Genomic DNA, 25,948 nt, shown 5'->3' with positions numbered 1-25,948 from the left:
TAAATAGCTACCGTTGGAACGGTAGCTATTTATGACTAAGGTCTATTTGTAATACTGTTAAATACTACATGTAGAGAAATTGTTCTTTTTAAATCAGGAACCAGCGTATCAACAGTCAACCCTGAAATAAAACAGAGTGTTGCTAATCGCTCGATACTTAAACCACTAAAGTAGTCTAGCTTATTTTTTAAATGCTTTTTTTTAATATCACATTTACATTCCTTTAAATCCATCTGTAACTCTCCAAGTAATTGATTACGAATTGTTTTGATACGAGCAATATGCGACTCGCGTAACTTTATTGTGATTGCCTCTCCTTTTGCCATGTTGCAACAACTCCATTTTATAGATTGCTACATCATATGCAAAAATACAATAGATATAACGCTATAGATAGTGTTATCTAATTAAATTAACGCCGGCGAATACTTCGTGAAGTACGTTGAGGTTGAGCAATTCAATTTCATTCAATACCGAGTGCTCGCAAAGAGTGTTATATGCTGAATTATTACGATAGGACATTTCTGTTTTTGCATCCTCTACAATGATTTTGAATTGAATGGTAAAGCCCTGTGGCGTATTAAGAAGAGAATCAAAGTAATCTCGAATTTCTTTTATTAGTTTCTCAAGTTTCGCGACATCTCGATATTTATTGTTAGCATCAATAATATAGATAATGGGGCCATGTAGCTTCACTCTTTTATCATAAACAGTGTAAGCGTTAGAATAGTGCCAACCGCCGATATAGACGCCTCTTGATTGGATGGCATTAAGGTTAAAATCGTAATAATATATACTTTCTTTAGTAAGGGGGTGTTGATTCAATCTGTTAATATTGTTCTGTCTAATTTCTTCTAATACTTCTAGCTCTGAACGAATTTTTTCCCATCCATTCTTGTAGAAAGGGTTTTGCAAAAAAGGCCTCAGTATATGATGGTTGCTTTTATCCTTCGCCAGTAATGTTGTATTACTTTTAATCATTTTGATATACTCGTTTACTTCCATATCGAGTTCGCGTTGGTGTAATTCATAGAGCAAAATAGCATTAATAAATGCACTCTTTAATACTTTAGTCGTTGTAAAAGTAATACTCGCGGTATTCTTTCTTGTTTGTTTGGTTAAGAAGTAGATACCAAACTTTTTAAGACGTAAAACTTGTCGATTGCAGTAGCGGTGTATATGGATAATGTCAGCATCCTTTAGTGCAGCTATTGCTGAAGCAATTTTCTTATCCGTCATTTGCAAGAAGTATTGCAGATACTGTTTTAACTGTGTTCGCCACATAATCCCTTTTCCGAGAAAATAAATGATTTTAATGACGTCTAAGTGTTCTTCCGCAATCTTTTGTTTGTATGTTGTTGATATCATAATGACTCCTCCCTTCATCTTGTATATTTCATTTCAATTTGGCAATTTAAAGCATCGGTAAAAAGTAATTTTGCTAGGATGTCTTCAAATGTATAGTTGCGAGTAATTACTTCAAACAGTTGTAGCTTTCCTTTAGATTCATAAGCTCCATCCGTAGCGCTAATCTTTTTATCTTTTATTAAACCAGTTATCTCTTCTACTTTTTCGTAATCCTTTAGTTGTTCATAGCTTTGTAATGTTTGGTTGAGAACATTTTGCAGTTCCTTTTCTGTTTGCCATGTTAGCCTTGCTTCCAATGGCAATGACATGTACTTCTTCAATACCTCAATATCATGCGATACGGATGCAGACCGATACCACTGTCCAGATATACCAACCTTCAACGCTAACCTTTTACCTTTAGCAGACAGAAAATAAATAAAGAAGCTGCTATTGCCATGTAGAAAAGTAGAGGCTTTTTTGATTAGCCCACCTCTTATAAATACCGAGAGTCGATGATTGGAGATGTAGCTAAGGATGTATTCGTGAAGCATTACTCCACAAGATTTAAAGGCATGAAGTAAATTAATTTCCTGTTTGGTAATTGTTTTAATAGTTGTTATTTGAGCCACCTCCTTTATTTGCATTGTTTCGGGAACGGGAATGAATCTTAAACCAGCTGTCTCTTAACTTGTGTTCCCGTTGCGAAATAACAACCTATTGTATGGGGATATGGGGGGAGTTATAACTTTTCGGAAGTCTTATTAATGGCTAAGGAGTTCGAAGAGCTAAAAACTTGAAGGGAAAGCAGAGTAAGAAAAAGTATTATTTAGCTTACTTTAATAGGGGTTAAACATACTTTTGTTTCGCAAAAGTAATATTTTGTAGAATGGTTGTATATGATACACAATCAAATGTAAATGGAGGTGAGAATGTGAAAGGATATGAATATCGAAAGTTATCAGTAGAAGACCAAGTGAAATGGTTAAATGAAGAATTGCAAAAGCAGGAGTTGAAAAAAATAGCAGCAGAATTAGGCATGTCTACCAGTACATTAACTAATGGTATACGAGCAGCAGGCTATAAATTTGATAGAGCCTCTAAACAGTATGTAATTGCTACATTAAATAGTATAAATGAAGATAAGCAATTAATGGTTTATTTACATGAACATTTTGCGGAATTGAAAATGCTGGTAGAAATGCAATGCTTTGAGGTAAACCAAGATGTAAAACTTGATAAAAGGATAGGTTCTATAGATGCAAAGTATGTAGCTAAAAGTATTAAGGTTCAAGATAATATATACGAAGAGTTCGAGGAATTGTATAAAACAAAATTTCATCAATGGAAGATACAAGATGTTATGACGCAGATGATGTTGGAATTTGTAGAGAAGTACAAAAAAATAAGTAACTAATGTTAAGATGGTGATGTTATTAAAATACAATTTTTATACTTAATTGTCATCTTGTGAACATTTTTATTTGGATTGTTGCCATATTAATAGAAAACAACATACTTTAAAAACCTAAATAATCACTGAATGAACAGGATAATTCGAACTAAATAAGTAGAAATCTTACACATAGCTCAGTTCATTCAATTACATAGCTTCTATAGAGAATAGCCATTCCTTTTAGGAATGGCTATACTTTTTATAGTTTGTATTCTAATGTTCCAGTAAGTTTTTGTGGTAAATTTTTTGAAGTTATCTCATACTCAATATTTAGTGAATTTGAAGATGTAAAAAGAATATAGCAAGGAAACCACATACTAGTTGAAGGGTTTAATTCGTCAAATTGGAATTTCAAAATCTGTTTTTCACCGTTTTCATAGAGGTCAAAAAATAAAATTTCTTCTGCTTTATCTTCAAAATTTCTCTTTCTTTCATCCCATTCTTCTTTATAAGAGCGATGTAAAGAGAAGTTTGCAAAAGCTGAAGATACACTAGGCGAGTATTGAGTTTTTGAATAATATTCCAAAATATTGCTATCTTCTTTTGGTTGGAGTATGGCACTTAAAAAATCATTAGTGAAAGTTTTAATTGTCGCATAATTAGGTTTTTCGAAGTTTTGATAGTTTAAAATATGGACTTCCTTAGGGAAGCTTAATTTAACTGTTATCGATTCATTAAACTGCTGACCCGAGTTAACTAAAATCAACGGAGCAATATTAAAGTTTTCAAGGTAAGCGAAAGTTTCTAAGTAACCCTTTAATTCATCAAGCTTCTTTTCGAATTTGGTGTATAAATTATACTTTTCCCTTTCTTCTACTGTGCCTTCATAAGAAGGGGAACCTCCTAAATAAGTAGGAATTTGTAATGAAGATTTTTTGAGATTTCCAAAACTAAAAAAATTTGCATCTAATTTAATCCCAAGATATTTTTCACAAAGGGCACTATACTCCTGTTGTTCTTCGGACGAAATAGAAACAGGTGTATTCAGAAAATCTGCTTTATCTGAATTTCTACCTGCACTGATAGGTAGTTTTGTCGTACTAAGTTCATGAGTTAATTGACTTAGAACTTCCTTTTGATTATTAATAAATTCGGATGTAGTGAGGTGATTCCATTTTAATAAATCGAATACATTCTTTGCTTTCTGAATTTTAGGGTGATAAAACGCAACTGAAAGTTGATTCGTTGTTATTAAGTCGTTCGAAATAGGTTCATTAGAGTTAGATTGTGCAAATAGAGTTAAATGATTTAACAGTTTTTCTTCTAGGAGTTCGGATGAATCATATGTATCATACAAACCTTTTGATTGACAATGTATACGGAACTCTTTTAATTTTTTATACTGTTCAGGCTCTATAGAGTCCGGCATAACTGGCTTTATAGAAAAATAAAGCATCACTTTTTTAGAACTATTCATAAATTCTTGGATTTCTTCGACTGTTCCAGACTCTGCAACACCAGTATGTGTTCCTAATTTAGTCCAAAATGTTCCGATTAAAATATCAGATGAATTAACTATTTGTGAATTGATAAGAGCTTGAGGACGTTCCCCCATCTCTGGAATAGTGTGTGTTTCCCACTTTACGGGAAGAAAGACGATTCTGTAATGAGCGGAGTTATTAGTATTCCATTTATGTAGTACTTTAGGTATGAGTTCTCTTTCTTCAGAAACATCAGAAGGAGAAGCAATTAATACACGATATACTTTTGCAGTAAAGGACATACTTTAACCTCTTTTCTGGAATATTATTAGTTCGAAATATATTATACAGGTCTTTAATTAATACAGAGTATGAGTGTTTTAGAGAAAAATAGGGTGGTAGAATTTGAGAGTACTTGTATTCTGAAGAGTCAAAAGTTATTTCATTTTTCCACCAATATTTTTATTGATAAGTATATAATTAATAGGAGAATATTGGAATAGCGAGGGATGCTTTTATGAAGAAAATTATTTATTTTGATGAAGGGTCTGCAACAGATATTTTACTTATGGAACATGGGGGACAAATAACTGAAATCAATGAACAAACCGGTTCTGTGAGTCTAAAAGGTAATGCTGAAGGTAGCGTTGATGTAGGGGCAGGAACTGGTTTTTTAACTATTGTTAAAGCTGCTTTTAGTACAAAAGTAAGTACCAGTGTTTCGCATGAGAAAGATTCCTTAGCAACTAAGACTGTTACAAATACTATTTTAACTGACTTTTTGACATTAAAAGGGAAACTTTTGGATGAAAATAAGGTTGTAGAGCTCAAAGATTATAAAGTATATGCTTTGAAGGATTCATTCGCGTATTTAAAAATGTACGCCCCTTATATGAAGATTCTAAAAGAGGACTCGGGTGCAATAGAAGGTATTCGAGATTTTAATCTTCAAAACGTAGATGAAATCTTATCAGCAGCTAAAGGATACTATGAATTATTAGCTTTTAAAGGGGAAGATAAAGCTATACTTCGTTTTAATATTAATGTATTTAAAAATGCATATATGTTAACAGATTTACCTAAAATGAATCTTATGTATATAGCAGTTGAAGTAGGAGATTGCACAGAAAATGAATTACTTATACAAAATGAGCTATCTGGGAGTAATTCAACAACACCACAAGAAACAATAGATGTAGATAGATTAATGAATGTTCAAGGAGCAAATATTCCGAATAATAATCGTATCAAATTATACGATGTGATTTTAGGTGGTGTAGGAAATAATGAAATTTAATATATTCTATGGACCACAAAGTTATTTTAATTCAGTTATACCTACCGAAAAAACAATTAACTTATCTGAATTAGTTAGATGGAGTGATGCAAGAAGAACAAACCCTATAGAAGATGATTTAATAAATACATATGATTCTTTAATTGTATCTACAGAAGAATATGGAGGAGTGACTAGTTCTTTTATTGAAATGTTTATAGTAGGGATTCTTTTATATCAACCGATTTTAAAATATGACCAGATTTACCTTCATAATCCACCAACACGTATTTATAATCAACTTCAAATATATAGTAAAGAATTTGAAGTTGAGATTGATAGCTACAATTATTCAAGGGTTGATAAGTATTCATTAAAACAATTAAAAGAAGAGTTTAGTCTTAAGATATTTGGTCAGGAGCATGTTAAGAAAGATATTCTACGCTCTTTATATGACTTAACCGTACCTAATGATATAAAACCGAAAATAATAATGTTATATGGACCTCCAGGAGTAGGAAAAACAGAAACAGCCTATTTAATTAATCAAATAGTAAATGAAGGTAAAAAACTATTAAGAAAACAGTTTTCAATGTACCATAACGAAAGCTTTTATAGTTATATCTTTGGGGATAGAAGTAACTCGTTTGCAAAAGATTTAATAGATAGAGAATCTAATATAATTCTATTAGACGAATTTGATAAGTGTAATAGAACTTTTTTTAGTGCTTTTTATCAATTGTTTGATGAAGGAATCTATTCTGATAAGTATTATGAAGTGAACTTGAAAAATGCAATTATACTATGTACTTCTAATTATTTGTCGGAAGATGATATTCGTAAAAATTTGGGTGAGGCTATTTATTCTCGCTTCGATGCATTCATTGCATTTTCACATTTTTCTAATGAAACAAAAGAGAAGTTAATAGATAATATATATGAAGAGGAGTTATTAAAGTTTACGCAGGCAGATAGAGATATCATAGAAAAATGCGAAATTAATGGGAAATCTATTCCTGACTTGTTAAAGAGTCAAGTAAACCTACTAAATAACGCACGAGACATAAGGAGATATTTAAAACAGATGATAGCGGTTCCACTTATTGATAACCTCTAGTGTCTTACTATGTCCCGACACAATAAAGTACTACTTGGCATATATTCCTGGATAGTAGCCTTGATGGCGCCATAGAGCTAGTATATTGGCTAGAGCTGACGGAAAAATGAATTCTTATATTCCCTCCGAACAATATAAAATTGCAGAAGGGCTTATGCAAGAAATTATGCAATTTTTTTTATAGGAATAATGAAAAAAATGTCGTGACAGCGTGATGTCCTTGCTTTTGTTAATAATCTAAGTATTTTGTAGCCTTTGATTCTATCTATAAAATATTTTTATGAAAATTTGTGTTATAATATAAATATGCACAAATTATAATGTGCTACCAAATCTATGAATAACTACTTCAATTAGCATTCGTGCTTATAGATTTACAGTTTTAAAAAAAACTGTGTTTCCTATATGTAACGGATGCTTTTTTTGTCGTGTTTTTTAAGAAAGGAGAGATGAGAAAAGTAAAAAAAGAAAATAAATTAAAGGTTAATCAAGGGAGGTTGTGGGCAAGTGTAAGCAATATTTTACGGGGGTAAATATCTGATTATTACGATAAAAAGAGATGTGCGCTTGCGATTAGAAAAATATAGAGAAAGAAGATGATTTAGGTGAATTACTTTGAGATTGGAATAGAAATGACTGAAGAAAGCCTTTCTTATTATAAAAAAATAATTGAAACGGAGGACTTAGAACTGATAAATGAGAAATATCTGCAAGTAACTGTAAATTGTTTATACGACGCTATAGAAGCTTTTAACAAACATATATTGACTGATTATAATACGCTACTCACTTTAAAAGACTTATCTGATATTGATGTATTAAAAAATGTAAAATTAGACGGAAGTATTTCACATCCTATTTTGTATCAAGACAGTCGAAAAATTGATTATACAGAATCACTTAAACGTGTTCAACATCTTTGCGATATTAGTCGTTATACTTTTATAGTGCTTAATAATTTCTATCAAGGAAAGATATATTTGGTTAACAATAGACGTGCAGATGTAATATCAGTAGTTAAAATACTAGATTCCATTAACCAAGCATTTATTTATATTAATGAAATATTAATGAATTTAGATGGATATGAAGATGATGTATATGATTCGGGCTATGTTGAGGCGATGATTTCAAATATAAACAACATTATTAATTTAGGTAAGTCGTTGTCGTACCAGTATTGGTTTTGTTTTTATGGAGATACAATTGAAACGGTTTATGAAATATTAAATAAATGGGAAAAAGAAATTTTACCAGTTTCCAAAAAGATAAAAGTTAGTAAACAAAAGCTTGAATATAATAATTCAGTAGTTTATACAGTAACGAATACTTCTAATGTAAAAGAGAGCTGTGAAGTATATTTCTTCATGATACCTATGTTAGAGATAAGTGTATTTGCACTCAACGATATGCAGGGGCCAATTTTTGCTTTAATTAACCATCGGCAAAGAGATAAAGGAAAAGTAATCTTCGAATACTATCTCTTTGCATCACCAATTGAACAAAGTGAATTATATGGAGAAGAGTTAGGTGAATTGAATTTAGAAGGAAAACAATATGAAAAAGTTATTTTGAAAGAAACTCAAATAACTAAATTGTTTAGCTATTTATTTGAATTGTAAAAAGCCCCCTTCTCATTTTTGCTTTTCTTATTGTAAATTTTTTTAAAAAAGTGGTTGATAAAATCTCTATAACGTTCCCATTAACAACAAAAGAAGAAATTCGATGGGAGAATATGAATGTAAAAGGGAGGGTTTATATTTGAATATTAAAGAGTATCGAGCATTGAATTTACAGTCACAAATCGAGGTTGCTAATGCTAGAATGCTTGAGTTGAAAGCTGAAGGTAAAACTACAAAGGATTTTAAAAATGGTGAGTATAATGTTTCTCATCAGTTCGTGCAAAGCATTTTAAAAGAACAGGGTTATTTGTACGATGTAAAAATAAAGCAGTTTGTTCCAGAAGACAAAATTTTTCACAGTAATCTAATAATCGGAAGTAGAAAACAAAAAACAATAGAATCAAAGTTGGAAGATGAATTGACAACTACAACAACAGAATCAATTAATGACACACATACAATGCCGAATGATGTAGATTGGGATTTATTAAAACTCATGTTGGTAGATTATAAACAATTGCAAGGGGATGAGCATAAATCTTTTGAGCCGTTGTTACAACAAGTGATTGGTCAAGATGCTAAAGCGACGAGTTTCAAACTTCGCTCGAAAGTTCTCGATGATTGGACTCAATACGTTAAGGATTGGGGCTATGTAACGTCGATTGATTTGACTTCTGCTGCTTTGTTGCATTTCATGCAGCAGTTTCCGTTGCCTAAAAAATGAAACCTTTATTTATTATTTGAGCGATTATTAAATAATCTTGGTTTGATTCTATGATACAGAAAGCATTTCAAACTGCTAAAGATTATATCAGGGAGGATAGTACCGATGTGTTATATAATACTATTCGCAGACAATATCCTAAATCGACTCCATCTCAAGATTTTACTTTAATAATAAATAGAAATAAAGGAGCATTGTTGGACTTATAGGTTCAGTAGTGCTCCTTTTCATTTATTAAAAAACCTATATTTACTCGGTCTAGACACTGTTGATTTTAAAAAATGTAAAAAATAATTTACGGAAAAATGTATTTTTTTATAAAGAAATGAGAATAATAAATACTTTTTGTATAAAATTTATATCTTTTTAACAGAATGTCCTTATAGAAAAGTAAGGAGTGACTTAAAATGAGCAATGAATTGGGAGCAAAAAAGAAAATGTTATCATTATGGGCAACCGAAAAAAACAAAAAAGTAATTGGGAAATGCTTTAATGAGATTACGGTAAAAGATAAATACAGTGCATTCTGGAAGTGTGATTTTAATAATCCTAATTGTCCATTGACAGTAAAATCACCGGAGAAAGTTTACCAAACCATGGTAAGAGGAGGTGTTGTATGTCAATTTTGCAAAGGCACAAATATAGAAGCAAGTGTGCAAACGAAAGCTAAGAACGAACATATTGAAAAATACTGGCACAAGGAAAGAAATAGTGCAATGGGGTATCTCCCTTCTATTAAAGCTGCAACTTCTAATGATTACATTTATGTGAAATGTGAAGAACATCATTGGGGCATATACGAAGTGAAAAAACAGAAATGTGCGGATTTCACATATGGTCATATTGCATGTCCAATGTGCAATGGCAAACAAGCAACACCATATAATAATCTTAAAGTTAAATATCCAGATTATGCTGAAGAGTTACATCCTGCATTTGATTCTGAATTGATATTACCAAGCACTTCAGATAAATATCCATTTTGGTGTAACCTGTGTGGAATGTATTATTTAAAAGAAGTACGACACAAAACTTCACAAAATCAAGGGTGTCCAATCCATAACTCTTCTCATAAGTTTTCGAGGGCGGAACGATTGTTAAAATTAATACTAAATGAAATAATCGGAGATTTTGATAAGAAATATTTAGATATAACATGGGAAAAAGGGCATCGTATTGAAATAGATTTATTTGAATGTTCCTTACTTATAGGAATTGAATTTGATGGTAATTATCACAAAAAAAGAATACAAGTTAGAAGAGACCAAACAAAAAATGACTTGTTACATAAACACCGTGAAACTATAAGCATGGCGTTGTTTATAAGAATACGCGAAAGAGGATTACCAGAATTACAATATCACGAAAATCAAGAACTAATTATTTGTGAAAAACATAGAAATAGTTTCAAATTTCTAATACCCGCTATCCAAGAATTAATTATATTAATTAACAACCGTATGCAGTTAAATTTAAAATCTTACTCAGACACCGAACTTTTAATATTAATAAAAAAGTATCTCCCATTAACAAGGAGCTAGGTGGAAAGGGTGGATATTTTATTTCAGAATAGGGCTATAAGAGTTGTTAAATCAACGTTTTAGCCCTATTTGCTTTTTTTTGTTTAAAAATATTTTCTGCTATTTAAAAAATTGCGAAAATAAATTTTGAACAAGCAGAAGAAATAAACAAAAAAATGTCTATAAAACCATCGCAGAAAAGAACGATGAATTGCTCTCATTTTCTTTTGTGTTCAAAAATTGGGTAGGTACAAGGAAAATATAATGTAGCCGACCGTCTAGGAACAGATAAATTAATGAATTAATTAAAGGTATATTTTCTATTATTAATGTCCGAAAAGGATAATATATGGGGGACGGAAAGCAGCTTTAAGAATAACAAAGATAATGGATTTGCTGATGAGCTAAAAGAAATGAGTAATAAATATATTCAAAAATCAACTAGTTGCATATTGGTTGTATGGATTTACTCTCATTGGATTCAGATTTACTTTCAAGTTTTTTATCACAATCCCCTTTATGAACAAGGTGACCGTCAATCGAGTTTTATTGAACTCCTTAAATTGGTAAAATAAAATTATTGAGTAATTGTTACATTGGTATGTTGGCGATATTTGCACAATTTGAGAGAAATATTATCAAGAAACGAACTAAACCCGGATTAGTGGCAGCACATAAACGGGTTAAAAAAGGGAGGAGACCTGTTATTGAAGAAAAGATAAAATAGAAAGTAAGGGTTCTATTTAAAGGTGGAGAAAGTACAAAGGAAATTGGATTGGACGGGCGACGGTTTACAAAATAATTAAAGAATAAATATATTATATTTAGAGGTATTCCAATGTCATTTATGTAATAATATTGAATGTAAGTATATTATTCGGGGAGGTTATTTTGTGAGTGAGAGAGGAAAGGTAATTTCATTAATTAATATGAAAGGTGGAGTAGGTAAAACTACACTTTGTAGAGAAATAGCACTTTATCTGTCTACATATTATAATACTGAAGCAACAGATGGTACTCAAAATCCTACAAAGGTTTTATTAATTGATGTTGACCCGCAAGCTAATCTAACACAATCTTTATTAGAAAAGTATTCAAAAGATACTAATTTTTATACTAGAAACGAAGCTGGTGAAATGGTTTTAGAATATAAATGTTCTGTGGATAATATATTTAAAGAAGATATGGTGGGAGCAGATAGAAAGCGAGTAATACTTAGTTTAACAGAAAATTTAGATTTAATGCCGGGAGAATTAGAGACTATTTTTATTCAAAGACAGAATAATCCTAGCACACCTAATAAGTTAATGGACTATATTTTAGAAGAGAGTTTACGTAGTGAGTATGATTTTATATTTTTAGATTGCCCACCCACATATTCTGTTTATACAGAAATGTCATTTTATGCGAGCGATTATTATTTTGTACCAGCAGTTCCAGATGCGTATTCAGTTTTAGGTGTAGATTTATTAGAAAGAGTAGTAAAAGACATAGTAAAAGCACAGAGAAATGGTGTATTTAAAGAAAGACAGCCTAAGAATTTAGGCGTAATATGGACGGGAGTAAATTTAAGTAGACGACCAAGACAAGAAGATTACATAGAGGGTTTAAAAGATTCAGATATAGTATTAGAAAATAAAATACATATTTTTGAAAGTATTTTTTATGAGTCAAATAAATTAGCTACAGCTCCCTTCGAAAAAAGTATTGTTGATAGGCAAGATAAAAGCCTAGACGATATTATGACTAAAATTTGTGATGAATTGATTGTTAGAATTGAGGAGATGGACAATGAAACTTCTTTGGAGAAGGATTCGACTTCTGGAGCCGAAAGCTGAACTAGACCAAGTTAAAATGGAATTTTATTCGGTTCTTATACCAGTGCTTTTATCAAAAAAAATATTTGAATATAACAAAGATATTAAAGATATGTTGGAACTATTTAAATTAAAAAATCCAATAGGTGAGTATTTATATTCTAATAGGACGGCACTTATAGCTAAAGTTATAAGAGAAATTGATAAGAATGAAATTGAAGAAATTAATTTTAATTTATCTACCTTTAAAGAATTTGTGTTGAAACAGATGGAAGAAAAACAATTAATAGACTCATCAGAAACAACTAAATTTATAAATAAATATTCAAGAAATAAGGGTTAGAATATGCAAAAAAAATTAATGTTCAAATCATATTTAGATTTTTTGAAAGATAACTACCCACTATATATGCAAAATATGCAGAGTGAAGAATTAGAAAATATGGAACGTTTGTATTATTTAATAAATGATGTTTATATTTCTAGTTCATTTTTTAATAGAGATGAATATCTAACGAGAAATTTTTATAATTTGATGAAAGAATATAGAACATACTATAGTAGAATTTTACTATTAATTCCTTTAAACGATAAGTATTTAATTGATGCTCTCATCAGATTATTAATTGAAAAATTGTATAGAATAATTTATGGAAGCTATCATCTGCATTTGGAAGAAGGCTCAATTAGGAGACACGAGCGTCGTAAAATGTCCGAAAGACTTGAAACCTTTGATGTTAAAGATAAGGAGTTACTAGATACACTATATAATGATTATTCTAAATTAATTCATCATACAGATAGTACTGAAACGGATTTGTTAAATTTTAAACAACTAACTAAGATTGACGTGGCTTTAATTGATTATGTTATTGAAGTTGTAGAGAAATTAAATTTAATTTATATAAAAAATGTTTTTGTAATAATAATTAACGAAGGGAACTTAGATTTAGCATCAAACCTTACTCTCAAAGATGTTATGCAGGAAAATTTTAAAGATATTTTAAAAGAAGAAGGTATAACAGTTTAACTATTTTTAAGATATAGTATTTAAAATAAAAAGCGGTGTCTAAATTGTTAGACGCTGCTTTTTCATTAAACTATAATCTTTAAAGAATTAGATTGTTTGTTGGATAGTATTTTACGGTGATAAATAAACGAAATAAATGTTAAATGGAGCTTGAAAAAATTTTTAAAATGTTCTCTCGTTAACATATAAAACCTTTAGTTAGAATGAGTATATATCCACGCTTATTAAATTGTAAGTGATTGCAATAAAGAGAAAATCTTATCACCTAAAATCTTGCCTCCGTATAGTGATGTAGTTGTAAGTTGTAATGCCAACAGAAAATCGCGTGTAAAAGCGAGATTCTCTAACAATTGGAGGTGCACTTGAAGTAGTGTTTCAACAGATGCGTATAGCAGGAAAAAGACAGCGAACGATTGAGAGCTATCAATATATCATTGGGCTGTTTAAGGCAATTAACAAACTTGTATATTTAGAAGACATTACAGTTGAAACGTTGTATCACTATCTTTATGTACTAAAGGTAACACCTGCAACAACGCTCATACGCTTGAAGTCAACGAAGGCTGCTCTTAGCAAGTTCTATAACAACGGTTGGATAATAGAAAAGTTTTGGTGCAATATTAGTTTTAATTATACAAAACATAATCGTGTCCAACATTTATCGCCTGGATAAAATCCTCCTCTGATTTTACTCTGTGTGTAAATAAAATCGGAGATTTATTTAGTAGTATAATAGAAAGTAAAATATTATTGGTGATATTAAGATAATAAAAACAAGGTGGTATGGAAATGGGAAAAAAAATCACAAAAGAAGGACTTACAAAGAAAGGTTTTTCGGAAAAACAAGTACAACTAATTTTAAATATGGGTTTTACGTTTAATGCAATTAAATATATGCCAGATGATTGGTTCATCAGCAATTTTGATGAAGAAGCTTGTGAGATTATAAAAATAGTTAGAGCAGAGGGCAGACCTCCTATTCCAACTAAAACCTATAACAAGTTAATGTTAGAATCTAGTAGGTGTTGTTGTATATGTTACAACTATGGAAATGGAGTGATTTTACATCATATCCATCCTTGGGAAGATAGTACGAGTCACGATGAAGAAAATCTTGTGGTTTTATGTTCCAATCATCATGCGGAAGCGCATATTGGTTTAACAAAAGAAAATCTATTGACAGATAAGTTAACTCCTCAAAAATTAAAAACGTTTAAAGATGCCTGGGTGAAAAAAGTAGCAGAAATTGCAAAAAATAATGTCTTGAAATTGATGAAAGAAACCACTGATTATTGGTATTATTTTCATCCTGGTTTTTTGCAATGGATTTCAAATAATAAAGTTGATGTAACTCAAGCTGATTCGTATGAAATATTATTAAAAATGGGGGTTATTAGCAGGGAAGGGCACTTAATGCCTGGAATAAATGAAAATATAGAAAATAGTAAATTGTGGATTAGTAAAGATTTTGGAACAGCAGTACACCTAAGAATTTACTATGCTTCATTAATGGAACTAGTAAGCCAAAAAATAGATTTTATCAATTTAAATAATTCCTGGGGGAATATAGAGGAAGTAAAGAATATTTTAGAACAAAATAAAAGCTTTATATACCAAGGGAAGTTTAACTTTGGTAACGATAAAAGCCGTACAAATAAGAACCAAACAGGTATGGAAAGGATTAGAAGGGGTTGTATTCCGAATACCAAAAAATATAAAAACCTTTCAATTACATTTACATATGATGAGTTTTTTTGTATGAATAGTTCTGCTGTTAGTTATCATTTATCGGGAACCAACAAAGAAATAATTTTAATCGGAGTGTGTAGAAATATAGAAGTTGTTGATAATAAGCTTATCATTAGTCCAACTGTATATGCTATTGGCTCAGGTGGTTCACTAAAGAGACCTTTCGAGATTAATGATTCAAATAATATTTAGTTTAAACATAAAACCTTCGTTTAATAGACGAGTTAAAGATTGAGCATAATTCAACGTTTATGCTCTCTTTTTTTTGAATTCGTCTATAAACTAGTCTGTTAAAAAGTATAAAAAATGTATAACTATATAGAAAAGAGGGTTTTTTGAGTCGAATTATTGGTTATTATCGTGTAAGTACTGAAGAACAGAATGTAGATATGGAGGAACGAGTAATTCAAAATTATGCAGACCTAAAAGGAATAAAGATTGTCTAATATGTAGAAAAAGTATTTAGTTGTATTACAATGAAGGCAGCAACCAAAATCGATTTATTCGTTATGTGTGTAAGTAAGACCGTTTAGCACTAGGTACAAAGTAATTGTACGAGCTTACTGAGCTGTTAAAATAAAAAGATGTGGATTTCATATCTATATAGGATTCATTCGATACTTCAATACCAACTGGTAAAGTTATGTTACTGTTTATAAAACTTAAACGATTCAAAGTAAATCATTTTATGTTAAAATGTGGTTATAATTGTATAAAGGATGTAGATTATGTCGAAAGATATTCAAGAATATTTAAATGTTATAAGAAGACAGTATAGAGACGAATTATACTTCCAAAATTTTAGAAAAAGGTATATTGAATGGCTAGAGAATTCAAAAGTGGATGGAGATGAAAATCTATTAACCTCTTTGTTATTTAATTTAGAGTTTTATCCTAAGGTAGTGATAAAGAAAAAATTAAAAGAGAAAATCTCTGAACTCAAAAAACTTAGTAATAATTTTTATTCAACTGTAATTTTACCTTTAACACCTACTGATGGAAGACATAGTGGTTCAAACGATATGATACAAATTATAAAAGAGATTGAAAGAGAAGAAGTCATGAGGGGGAGTAATTTTCTTCCATATAGAGACACTATCTTAACGGATATAAAATACTCAGAGGAGTATAAAAACTTAATATTTGTTGATGATATTTCTGGAACTGGAGATACAGTTAAAGAATTTATTGGTGAGCATCATGAACTGATGAAAGGGAAAAAAGTTACTTTCTTGTTTATAGTAGTAACAAAAAAATCTTTGGATAGTTTTGAAAATATTATTAAAGAATACGGAGATATACAATTTGAGTTTATTTATTGTGATTTAGCTAAAGATTTATCTGCAGCAAACGTTTTATCAAAAGAACAATACGAGAGATTATATCACATTGAAGAAGGTTTATGGGGGAAAGGAAATAGGAATATTTTGGGTTATAAAAACTCTGAATTATTAATTTTATTTTCTCATAATATCCCGAATAATACTGTAAGTGCTTTTTGGTATCATTCAAAACATAAACCTGATAAATGGAAGAGGTTATTTGTAAGAATATCTGCTCCTAATAGAAAGCGTCAGAATTACGAGAATAGAAAAGTAACTAATAGGTAGGTTTGAATATGGGATATAAAGAAATCTTAATTCTTCATTATTTTAATAACGTTAAAGCAAGTTATTCTTATGATGAAATATTAAAAATATTTGGATTACAAACTGAGCAGTTAGATAATATTTTATCAAACTTACTGAAAGACGGTTTAATAGAACTAGAAAACTATTTTAAATTAACTAAGATAGGAGTACAGATTCTTAAAGAATTAAATTTATATCGAAAAGAATATGATGATGTTGGGGAAGAGAATCTTTTTGTAAATGAGCCCTTAAGATTTGATGAAATTTATATACCGAAAAGATTTGACAAAAAATTCAAGGAAGATATAATATAATTGTCTAGTTTCTAGATTGACTGAGAGTCTCAGTCATCGTTAATGCCACTTTATTGCTTTAGTGATTAAAAAGAAGAGCACTTTTTAATCACTAAAACAAAAATTGCTTTGCAATTTTTATTTGTTACATCGACAAGCGATGAAAGTGTATAAAACAATGAATTAAGGTAGAAACTAGACGTTTTATTTAGGAGATTAAATTGTAATGGAATATATTAATAGATTAAAGGAACAAATGGAGAATGGACCCAGAAGGTTTTCCAAAAAATATATCGATAGATGTCTAGCATATGCTAGTAACTTAATTGAAAAAGACCTACCTGTTATTTTTGATATTAAACATCTCTCTAAACTAATGGGTATTAAATATTCTGTTCTGTCTCATTATATTGCTAATACTGAATATTTATACAGTGAATTTAGTATTCCTAAAAGAAATGGTGGGTACAGAACAATTGATTCTCCAAGCTTAAATTTGAAAAAAATTCAAAGATGGATATTAGATAACATTTTGGTTTATTTAGAAGTGAGTCCATGTGCTACAGGTTTTAAAAGAAATTCAAATATTTTAGTAAATGCTAAACATCATATTGATAAGAATGTTGTTTATACAATAGATATTAAAGATTTTTTTCCGAATATATCTGATGAAAAAATATATTTCCTTTTTTATAATCTAGGGTATTCTTCTGAAATTGCATATGCATTAACTAATTTACTAACATATGAAGGTCATCTACCTCAAGGTTCGCCTTGTAGTCCTATATTATCTAATATATATTGTAAAGAAATGGATGATTCGTTGCAAAAAATAGCGGATAGATTTAATTTTTCTTATTCTAGGTACGCGGATGATATGACTTTTTCTTCAAATGATGTTTCTTCGCTTATTTCTAAGACAGATACTGTTAAAAAAACTCTTGCATTTTTTGGTTTTGAATTAAATCAAGGGAAAGAGCGTTTTCAATATCAAAATCAAACTCAGATGGTCACTGGATTAATAGTAAATAAGGGTGTTAAAGTTAGAAGAGTCTTCAAAAAGGAAGTTGAAAAACATATTTACTTTTGTGAAAAATATGGAGTGTATAATCATTTACAAAAAATAGGTATGTCTGAAAAATCATTTTTTAAAGAATATTTATATGGCAAGGTTCACTTTATATATAGTATAGAACCGGATATTGGTAAAAGATATTTAGAAAGATTGGATAAAATTAGTTGGTCCTATTAAAACTTCATTCATAAAGGTTTTTTATCAACGATTGAGTGGGAATATTAATTACTGAGAGAACCTATAGAGAATCGTAGGTTCTCTTTTAGTTTGTAATCAATTAATATATACTAATTATTAGAAGGTCCCCGAACCAAATTCGTGAAAACTCTATAAACTTGCCTCCGTAAGGTAATTTATTAAACCTTGGTCAAAGCCTTGGTCAAAGATTTTTATTAACAATTAAAAACCATAATAAGCGAAGCTATTATAGCACTTTAAAAAGACGCAGGTTCGACTCCCGCCGTCTCCATTTTTTGCCAGCCTATAAACGGCGGTATATCAACGATTTTCGAGGTTAGGGATATTGAACGGGAGTTGTACTCTTGTTGAATATCCCTATTTTCATCCCTATGGAAAAATAACATATTTGAACGATTCTTAGACCTTCTAATTAAAAAATTGGGAGGTTTTTTGTATGTCCAGAAGTAGAAAACATGGCGTATTTGCAGTAAGTGGTGATGTGGTAGCTATATCGAACAAACAAAAAGAGCTAAGGAAAGATGATAAAGAAATTCAAAAAGCACTTGAAACGATTTTTCATCAAATGCGTATTGCTGGCAATAGACAACGCACAATTGAAAGCTATGCGTATATTTTTCAGCAATTTATAGAAATGTGCCATATCAAATATGTAGAGGATATTAATATTGATAAGCTGTATCACTATTTGGATGTTTTAGAGGTTACACTAGCGACTAAATTAATTCGATTAAAATCAATTAAAGCCGTATTAAGTAAGTTTTATAATAATGGTTGGATTAAAGACCGCTTCTGGAGCAATATTCAAATTAAAATTGATAAAGAAGTGAAAAAAGGAGCAAAGGAATCAGATATAGATAGGCTTCTTCGATTGATTGACCAAACTACCTTTATAGGCTTTAGAGATGCCTGCGCAATTAAGTTGATGTACAAATCAGGTATTCGGATTCGCACATTGGGGGAGCTTAGAGAGCGCCATATTGAATTTAAAATTCCGAACACAGGGAAGCGTGTCGATTTTATTATTGCAGGTAATGACGGAGTAGAGGACCATGCAGTCATTGTTGAACTGAAGCAATGGGAAACGGTAGAAAAAAATGATCGCCTTGATGCCGTTGTGGTAGAAACTTATTTGGGTGGCTCAAAGCGTCCAACGACACATCCGTCTTATCAGGCTTGGAGTTATTCTTGTTTAATTGAAGACTTCAATGAAGAAGTCCGAAATGTACCAATTCATCTTCAGCCATGTGCGTATCTACATAATTATTTCATTCAAGAAAATGATCCATTATTAGATGAACATTATGCAGAGTATATTGAAAAGTCACCGGTTTTCCGAAAAGGCGAAATGGAGCAACTTCGCCAATTTATAAAAAAATATATTAAATATGGTGATGAAAATGGTATCATTGCAAAAATTGAGAATGGTCGAATTAAGCCTTCTAAATCGCTTCAAGATAGTATAGCTGCAATGCTTCAGGGTAATCCAGAGTTTGTAATGATTGATGATCAAAAGGTAGTGTATGAGCAAATTTTAGATTATTCAGCAAGCTGTATTGCAGAGAATAAAAAAGGTGTTTTCATTGTAATAGGTGGTCCAGGTACAGGGAAATCTGTATTAGCAATCAACCTGTTAGTACAGCTGATTCAGGACGATTATTTTGCAATGTATGTAACGAAAAATAGTGCGCCACGAGATGTCTATGCAACAAAGCTGAAAGGTACAATGAAGAAGAAAAGTATCGATAACCTATTTAAAGGTTCAGGAAGTTTCCATGCTACTGATAAAAATGAATTTGATGTTTTAATAGTGGACGAGGCACATCGATTAAATGAAAAGTCAGGCTTATTCAGTAATCTTGGTGAAAACCAAGTAAAGGAGCTTATGAATAGTGCGAAGTTCAGTGTGTTTTTCATTGATGAGGCACAACGAGTGACATTAAAGGATATTGGTAGTGTGGAGCTAATTAAAAGATTTGCTGATGAATTAGGTTTGCAAGTATACGAAGGAGAATTAGCTTCGCAATTTAGATGTGATGGTTCGAATGGCTATATTGCGTGGTTAGATGATGTCCTTGGAATTCGTGAAACAGCAAATAATAATGATTTAGGGATGGATTACGATATTCAAATAGTAGACTCGCCAAATTTGCTACGTAATATGATTAAAGAGAAAAATAAAGTTAACAATAAGGCTCGAATTGTGGCAGGCTACTGCTGGGAATGGATTTCGGGTGAGAAAAATAATCGTGACGTACATGACATCGTCATCGAAGAGTATGATTTTTCAATCAGCTGGAATTTAGGGAATGATATTTGGGCAATTGCGGAAGCATCCGTGGATGAAGCGGGCTGTATTCATACATGCCAAGGTTTAGAGTTTGAGTATGTTGGCGTCATTATTGGCGACGATTTACGCTATGAAGATGGCATCGTTATTACCGACTATACAAAACGTGCGAAAACTGATCAATCTGTTAAAGGCATTAAAAAATGGATGAAGGAAGAACCAGAGAAAGCAGCGGTGGCTGTTGATGCGATTATTCGAAATACGTATCGTACATTGATGTCACGCGGGCAAAAGGGATGTTTTCTGTATTGTACGGATGAAAAACTTGCGGAATATTTGAAGCAACGTTTATTAAAAGTATATGATGAGCGAAGTGAAATGAAGAATTTACTAGTTGCAGAAAAAGTAGAGGAGTACAAATAATGAATGCTTCTCGCGAGGTTATTTGGAAGAATAATATATTTATGTAGATGAATTAGGAAATCTGAATTTAAAGGATTACGAAGGAGAAGACAGTAGTAGGTATTTGCAGGTTGGTGCAGCAAAATCACATTTGTACATAATCGACGAAAATGATAATGGGCAGCGTTCAAGATAAGACTTAGTAAAGGCGGGTTAGGGAAACTTTTTGAAAAATTTTTAGAAAATTATGATCCAAATGATCCAGTACAGGTGGATTTATTTAATGCTTTAACAGCTTTACCTAGATAAAATTATTCCCCACAACCTATAATTTTAATTAAACATAGTCAAAAATTATCTATGCCCCCCCAAAGCTTGATATAATAGCATTCTGAGATGGTGGGTTCGACTCCAATCGTCTCCATTTTATGGAATTAAATGATTTCAATGAACGTCAAAATCCTTGATAAATAAGGATTTTGACGTTTTTTCTATATCATGTGACTTCATTGAATTTCAATCGAATGTAGTCAATTATGTTACATATTAATATAGTCAGCGAACTTTAATATTGCCTCTTCTTTCGCCTTTTGTGTAACATGTGCATAGATGTTCATATCATTATGTTCTAACGATTCTGTACTTCCTTCAAGCTAGCACCCGCTTCAAATAATAAGGAGCAATGTGTATGACGTAAGCCATGTGTAGTAATTGTTTCAAGCTGATATTTCTTTTGCACATGTAAAATCCATTTACGAGTTTTTGTTGGCTGTAAATATGCATTCTTCTCATTGCTAAATACAAGCTGCTTTGGCTGCATTGTGTTAAAGCCTAGTACTAAATAATCCTGCTTCTGTTTTTTCTTCCACTCTTTTAAAATAGCCATTGTTTTATCGTCCATTTTAAACGTGCGAGCAACGCCTGTTTTTGTGGATTTAACATACAGTTTATTATTTTTCCCTCTTGAAAGTGCTTTGTTAATATGCAATTTATTTATCGAGAAATTTAATTTATAGGGAATGTAATGAAATATACAATCAAGTATATATTGGTGAAGCATTTATGTATACTCTCATATTTAATTCATTTTAAAATGTTAATAATGTAGATATAGATAGATTTCATATTTTGGATCTAAGTCAAGATTCCGGACACATTAAAGTTAAGTTTTTGTTTTGTAGCAACCACCATTTATGGAGTGTTCCACATCCCGAGTAGCCAGTCAAAGTGAAAAGAGCCTTTGACAGACTACTCGGGATGTAGAGCGAGAAATCCATGGAGGTTGCGCATCAAAAATGTGAAGGGGAACATTTCTTGTATTCCAAAATGTTACGCCATAGCTCGGCACATATCTTCACATTCATCAGGCGTTAGAAAGCCTATAGCACCGTGAATTCGTTTGCGATTGTACCAACCTTCAATGTATTGAAATAGTGCCACTCTAGCTGTTTCATAATTTTCATAGCGTGTTCGATAGACTTCTTCTTTTTTCAATGTCGCATGAAAAGACTCGATACATGCGTTATCATACGGGCATCCTTTACGGCTGAACGACGGAATCATTTCGTGTTTTTTTAGTTTTTCTTGAAATGTTTCACTCGTATATTGCGTACCTAAATCGGTATGGATGATTAATCCTGAGGATGGATTTTGAGCTTGTACAGCGTAATCCAATGCTTCAACGACCAAATCTACGGTCATTTTTCGTCCGAATTTATACCCTACAATTTTCTTCGAATGTAAATCAAGAACCGACGCCAAGTAGCACCATCCATCTCGGATTGTATGGATATACGTAATATCAGCTACCCATTTTTCATTAATCGTCGTTGTATGGAAATCTTGTTCAAGTATATTTTCACGTTCTTCCACGGGCTTTTGTGTTGGCGTCGGACGGTACTTTTTTGTGATGTTTGAGCGAATACCAGCTTTTTTCATGAGTCGTTGTACGCGTTTAATACTAACTTTCACGCCTTCTTTGAGTAACTGTGCATGTATTTTCGGCGCACCGTATCGTCCATCACTTTCTTTGTGAATGGCACAAATACGTACTGTAATTTTTTTGTTTTCAACTTCGTACACGCTTGGTTTCTTGTGGAAAGACTGATAATACGTACTTTTGGGTACCTTTAAAACGCGACACATTAATTGAATAGGATAATGTTCGCTTTCGTTTTCAATATGGTCAATGAGTTCTTGTTCTGTTACTTTTTCGCGAATATGGTCATAGCCTTTTTTAAGATTTCAATCTCCTGCTTTAACCGAAGATTTTCTTTTTGAATCGAAGAAACTTCCGCTGCAGTTAATTCTTCTGCACCTTCGATTGGAGAATGTAACTTAATCCATTTATAAATAGTTACTTCAGAAACGCCATATTCGCTAGACAGTTGACTGACTGGTGTACCAGAGTGATAAAGCTCCACAACAGTTTGTTTAAATTCTTTATTAAATCTTTTTTGACTCATAAAAAAGACACGTCCTCTCTTGGTTATAATAATACTTACTTAACCAGGATGTGTCCATGACTCCATTCTACATTCATTTTGTAAGTTGAAAGTTGATAATGGTATAATATTTTAAAGAAATGTAAATCACTAATGTATGTATAATTGGTATAGCGTAACATGAAAATGTCCTTTAGCTAGAGGTGAATCTAATAATGAAAAATGTCTTGGAATTTTAGAGACTTAGAAGATTTAACCTTAAAATTGAATGGTAAAGTGCTGTAATAGTTGGAGCTAATGATGTGGGGAAATCATCCATTATCAATGTAGCCGTAACCTCGCTATCAGTGATGATGGATAAAATTTCATATAGTGTTTCTAAAAAGGTGGTTTTGATGAACGTCAAACTTCTTGATAAATAAGAGGTTTGGCGTTTTTTCTATAGCAAGTGATTGCATGAAAGGGGTTGTGAGTATGACTATTCAAAAAATTCAATTGAGTAATTTTACCGTTTTTGAGCAGTTAGATATTGAATTTTGTGAAGGAATTAATTTATTTATCGGTGACAATGGTACAGGGAAGACACATTTAATGAAGCTAATCTATTCTGCTTGTAAGGCGGCAGATCCAAGAATTTCATTTTCACAAAAAATCGTAAATACGTTTAGACCAGATGATTTTAAAATTGGAAGACTCGTTCATAAACGACATGGGACAACTAGTTCAAGTGTGAAAATTTATGCCAAAAAAGAGGAACTGCTTAAAACATTATCAATAAACTTTAGTACGAGAACAACTAAATGGGATGCAGAAGTGAAGAATGAAGAAAACTGGGAAAAGACGTTAAGTAACATCGAGAGTACCTTTATTCCCGCAAAAGAAATTTTATCGAATTCGTATAATATTATTTCGGCAAATGAAAAAAATAATGTTGATTTCGATGATACGTATATTGATATTATTCATTCTGCAAAAGTGGATATTTCAGTTGGACGAAATGCACAGGGTAAAAAGAAACAACTTGAACGACTTGAAAAAATTATCGAAGGCAAAGTATTCTTTGATGTGCCAAAAGATAAGTTTTATTTAAAATATGGTCAATCGAAAGTAGAGTTTAATTTGGTGGCTGAAGGGATTCGCAAAATTGCTTTACTTTGGCAATTAATGAAGAACGGAACCCTAGAAAAAGGATCTATTTTATTTTGGGATGAGCCTGAGGCAAATATTAATCCTGTGCATATTCCGCTACTTGTAGATATGCTTTTAGAATTACAAAACGGTGGTGTACAAATCTTTATTTCCACACATGATTATACATTATGTAAATATTTTGATATCAAAGCAAGGACTGAGGGCACAGTCAAATTTCATTCGCTCTATAAGACAGAGCGTGGTGTGAAATGTGAAAGCAATGAAAAATTCAAAAATTTAGAGAGAAATACAATTCGAGATACATTTATTCAGCTCTATAAAGATGAAGTCAAGATGGAGATGGAATCATGATACAGGTCAGAGAATCGAATATGTTATTTGAATTTGTAGAAGATAAAATTTTCCCTATTGAAAATTCTCAGTTGCATACTGAAATTGGTGAGGGCATTAAATCAGTTGAATTGGTTGTTTCGTTAAAGGAACAGGAATTTGCTTTTATTGAAGCGAAATCAAGTTCGCCTCAGCCCACAAAGGACAATCAAGAAAAATTCGATACCTTTATAAAGGATGTATCAGATAAATTTGTTCACGCCTTCAATATGTTTTTAACGGCTATTTTGCGAAGATATCATGATGAGGCAATCCCTACAAATTTTTTAGAGATGAATAAAGAGCAAGCTGTGTTTAAATTTATTTTAATCATTAAAGGGCATCGAATGGAATGGCTGCCACCACTTCAAGATGCCTTTTCAAAACATTTACTATACCATCGTAAAATTTGGGGAAGTCATGTAGTTGTGATGAATGAAGAACTGGCGAGAGATTATAGCTTAGTGAAAGAATGGATATAGATGTTGTATATTTAGTGTTCGAGTGAATAAATTGTCTCTACACCATATACTTTATTAATTGAAGTCAAAAATCCAAGAAGTGCTGAAATAATTGATATTAGTGTAGTGATTAATATTTTTTACTAAAAATGGTAGAAGGAACTTGCATGAAGAAATTTCATTTGGAATCGCAGGAGTACAAACGTGTTGAAAAAAATTAAACATTAGAAAATTTTCAAGTTGATAAACGGCTTACATTGAAGGCAATTGAAATAGTAAACTATGGAAAAATATTATCACTAAAAATGATTAAAGAAGTGATTCAGTTTGGAAAAATATAATTTTGGTGAAGATGAACAGTACTTGCTTAAACAATGCCATATAGCATTTGATAATTTTTATGATTTAGAACAGGCTGAACAATTGGCTTTTACAGTAAGGTCTTTAGAACTTTAGCAAGGGAAATATACAATTCAACAATTTGATTTTGATTCACACTTAAATTTATAACACTATTTACTTTAAGATATATACAAGTTTGCTGGTAAAATTCG

Annotated in this window: 25 protein-coding genes; 19 read left to right on the top strand and 6 right to left on the bottom strand. The window is 31.2% G+C overall.

Annotated elements, in window-relative coordinates; translation table 11 throughout:
* Window positions 1-35: 35 nt before the first annotated feature.
* The 3 genes from MHB40_RS20280 to MHB40_RS20270 form a co-directional block, all read right to left on the bottom strand.
* Window positions 36-326, bottom strand: coding sequence for a hypothetical protein (locus MHB40_RS20280; protein ID WP_342533308.1), 291 nt, complete (start codon window positions 324-326; stop codon window positions 36-38).
* A gap of 73 nt (window positions 327-399) precedes the next feature.
* A complete protein-coding gene (locus tag MHB40_RS20275) occupies window positions 400-1,368 on the bottom strand; it encodes a hypothetical protein (RefSeq protein ID WP_342533307.1) in 969 nt (322 codons plus the stop codon).
* A 14-nt stretch (window positions 1,369-1,382) separates the two neighbouring features.
* On the bottom strand, window positions 1,383-1,994 hold the full coding sequence (locus MHB40_RS20270) for a hypothetical protein (protein WP_342533306.1): 612 nt from the start codon (window positions 1,992-1,994) through the stop codon (window positions 1,383-1,385).
* 287 nt (window positions 1,995-2,281) lie between these two features.
* On the opposite strand from MHB40_RS20270, the gene MHB40_RS20265 reads away from it, so the two are divergent.
* On the top strand, window positions 2,282-2,764 hold the full coding sequence (locus MHB40_RS20265; RefSeq protein ID WP_342533305.1) for a hypothetical protein: 483 nt from the start codon (window positions 2,282-2,284) through the stop codon (window positions 2,762-2,764).
* Window positions 2,765-3,002: 238 nt separating this feature from the next.
* Here MHB40_RS20265 and MHB40_RS20260 read toward each other — a convergent pair whose 3' ends face one another.
* The gene (locus MHB40_RS20260; protein WP_342533304.1) at window positions 3,003-4,526 is read right to left on the bottom strand and encodes a hypothetical protein; all 1,524 of its coding nucleotides are present in this window, start codon (window positions 4,524-4,526) and stop codon (window positions 3,003-3,005) included.
* A 215-nt stretch (window positions 4,527-4,741) separates the two neighbouring features.
* Here MHB40_RS20260 and MHB40_RS20255 point away from each other — a divergent pair, with 215 nt between their 5' ends.
* The 15 genes from MHB40_RS20255 (at window position 4,742) to MHB40_RS20185 (ending at window position 20,989) form a co-directional block, all read left to right on the top strand.
* Window positions 4,742-5,521, top strand: coding sequence for a DUF6414 family protein (locus MHB40_RS20255; RefSeq protein WP_342533303.1), 780 nt, complete (start codon window positions 4,742-4,744; stop codon window positions 5,519-5,521).
* Window positions 5,511-6,617, top strand: coding sequence for an AAA family ATPase (locus tag MHB40_RS20250; protein WP_342533302.1), 1,107 nt, complete (start codon window positions 5,511-5,513; stop codon window positions 6,615-6,617). Before MHB40_RS20255 ends, MHB40_RS20250 begins: the two co-directional genes overlap by 11 nt.
* Before the next feature lie 605 nt (window positions 6,618-7,222).
* Entirely contained in the window at window positions 7,223-8,239 is a 1,017-nt protein-coding gene (locus tag MHB40_RS20245; protein ID WP_342533301.1) for a hypothetical protein, read from the top strand.
* 139 nt (window positions 8,240-8,378) lie between these two features.
* A complete protein-coding gene (locus MHB40_RS20240; protein ID WP_342533300.1) occupies window positions 8,379-8,963 on the top strand; it encodes a hypothetical protein in 585 nt (194 codons plus the stop codon).
* 407 nt (window positions 8,964-9,370) lie between these two features.
* Window positions 9,371-10,504, top strand: coding sequence for a hypothetical protein (locus tag MHB40_RS20235; protein WP_342533299.1), 1,134 nt, complete (start codon window positions 9,371-9,373; stop codon window positions 10,502-10,504).
* A 580-nt stretch (window positions 10,505-11,084) separates the two neighbouring features.
* The gene (locus MHB40_RS20230; RefSeq protein ID WP_342533298.1) at window positions 11,085-11,210 is read left to right on the top strand and encodes a hypothetical protein; all 126 of its coding nucleotides are present in this window, start codon (window positions 11,085-11,087) and stop codon (window positions 11,208-11,210) included.
* 166 nt (window positions 11,211-11,376) lie between these two features.
* On the top strand, window positions 11,377-12,321 hold the full coding sequence (locus tag MHB40_RS20225; RefSeq protein ID WP_342533297.1) for an AAA family ATPase: 945 nt from the start codon (window positions 11,377-11,379) through the stop codon (window positions 12,319-12,321).
* Window positions 12,275-12,643, top strand: a complete 369-nt coding sequence (locus MHB40_RS20220; protein WP_342533296.1) for a hypothetical protein — start codon at window positions 12,275-12,277, stop codon at window positions 12,641-12,643. The genes MHB40_RS20225 and MHB40_RS20220 overlap by 47 nt, the downstream gene beginning before the upstream one ends.
* A 3-nt stretch (window positions 12,644-12,646) precedes the next feature.
* Window positions 12,647-13,330, top strand: a complete 684-nt coding sequence (locus MHB40_RS20215) for a hypothetical protein (protein WP_342533295.1) — start codon at window positions 12,647-12,649, stop codon at window positions 13,328-13,330.
* A gap of 382 nt (window positions 13,331-13,712) precedes the next feature.
* Window positions 13,713-14,003, top strand: a complete 291-nt coding sequence (locus MHB40_RS20210) for a hypothetical protein (protein ID WP_342533294.1) — start codon at window positions 13,713-13,715, stop codon at window positions 14,001-14,003.
* A gap of 116 nt (window positions 14,004-14,119) precedes the next feature.
* On the top strand, window positions 14,120-15,271 hold the full coding sequence (locus tag MHB40_RS20205) for an HNH endonuclease signature motif containing protein (protein ID WP_342533293.1): 1,152 nt from the start codon (window positions 14,120-14,122) through the stop codon (window positions 15,269-15,271).
* A 536-nt stretch (window positions 15,272-15,807) separates the two neighbouring features.
* Entirely contained in the window at window positions 15,808-16,689 is an 882-nt protein-coding gene (locus MHB40_RS20200) for a hypothetical protein (RefSeq protein ID WP_342533292.1), read from the top strand.
* Between the two features lie 8 nt (window positions 16,690-16,697).
* Window positions 16,698-17,024 carry a hypothetical protein gene (locus MHB40_RS20195; protein ID WP_342533291.1) on the top strand — a complete coding sequence of 109 codons (327 nt, stop codon included), beginning with the start codon at window positions 16,698-16,700 and terminating at the stop codon, window positions 17,022-17,024.
* Window positions 17,025-17,229: 205 nt separating this feature from the next.
* Window positions 17,230-18,255 (top strand): retron St85 family RNA-directed DNA polymerase, encoded by a 1,026-nt coding sequence (locus tag MHB40_RS20190; protein ID WP_342533290.1) that lies wholly within the window; start codon window positions 17,230-17,232, stop codon window positions 18,253-18,255.
* Between the two features lie 457 nt (window positions 18,256-18,712).
* Window positions 18,713-20,989 (top strand): DNA/RNA helicase domain-containing protein, encoded by a 2,277-nt coding sequence (locus tag MHB40_RS20185; RefSeq protein ID WP_342533289.1) that lies wholly within the window; start codon window positions 18,713-18,715, stop codon window positions 20,987-20,989.
* A 607-nt stretch (window positions 20,990-21,596) separates the two neighbouring features.
* Here MHB40_RS20185 and MHB40_RS20180 read toward each other — a convergent pair.
* Both MHB40_RS20180 and MHB40_RS20175 read right to left on the bottom strand, forming a co-directional pair.
* Complete coding sequence (locus tag MHB40_RS20180; RefSeq protein ID WP_342533288.1) at window positions 21,597-21,956, bottom strand: tyrosine-type recombinase/integrase; 360 nt, start codon at window positions 21,954-21,956, stop codon at window positions 21,597-21,599.
* A 341-nt stretch (window positions 21,957-22,297) separates the two neighbouring features.
* Window positions 22,298-23,433, bottom strand: a protein-coding gene (locus tag MHB40_RS20175; RefSeq protein WP_342532494.1) for an IS3 family transposase whose coding sequence is annotated in 2 segments (ribosomal slippage) — window positions 22,298-23,211 and window positions 23,211-23,433 — 1,137 coding nt in all. Because the reading frame shifts where the segments join, the coding sequence is not laid out codon by codon here.
* 453 nt (window positions 23,434-23,886) lie between these two features.
* Here MHB40_RS20175 and MHB40_RS20170 point away from each other — a divergent pair.
* The 3 genes from MHB40_RS20170 (at window position 23,887) to MHB40_RS20160 (ending at window position 25,850) form a co-directional block, all read left to right on the top strand.
* Window positions 23,887-24,915: an ATP-binding protein gene (locus MHB40_RS20170; RefSeq protein WP_342533287.1), complete on the top strand. Its 1,029-nt coding sequence runs from the start codon at window positions 23,887-23,889 to the stop codon at window positions 24,913-24,915.
* Window positions 24,912-25,415, top strand: a complete 504-nt coding sequence (locus MHB40_RS20165) for a hypothetical protein (RefSeq protein WP_342533286.1) — start codon at window positions 24,912-24,914, stop codon at window positions 25,413-25,415. The genes MHB40_RS20170 and MHB40_RS20165 overlap by 4 nt, the downstream gene beginning before the upstream one ends.
* Before the next feature lie 306 nt (window positions 25,416-25,721).
* The gene (locus tag MHB40_RS20160; RefSeq protein ID WP_342533285.1) at window positions 25,722-25,850 is read left to right on the top strand and encodes a hypothetical protein; all 129 of its coding nucleotides are present in this window, start codon (window positions 25,722-25,724) and stop codon (window positions 25,848-25,850) included.
* Window positions 25,851-25,948 lie beyond the last annotated feature (98 nt).

The sequence above is a fragment of the Lysinibacillus sp. FSL K6-0057 genome (genome assembly GCF_038630885.1).
Lineage (GTDB): Bacteria > Bacillota > Bacilli > Bacillales_A > Planococcaceae > Lysinibacillus > Lysinibacillus fusiformis_F.
The sequence above is the reverse complement of the archived record's forward strand: the minus strand, read 5'-3'. Positions and strand labels throughout refer to the sequence as shown.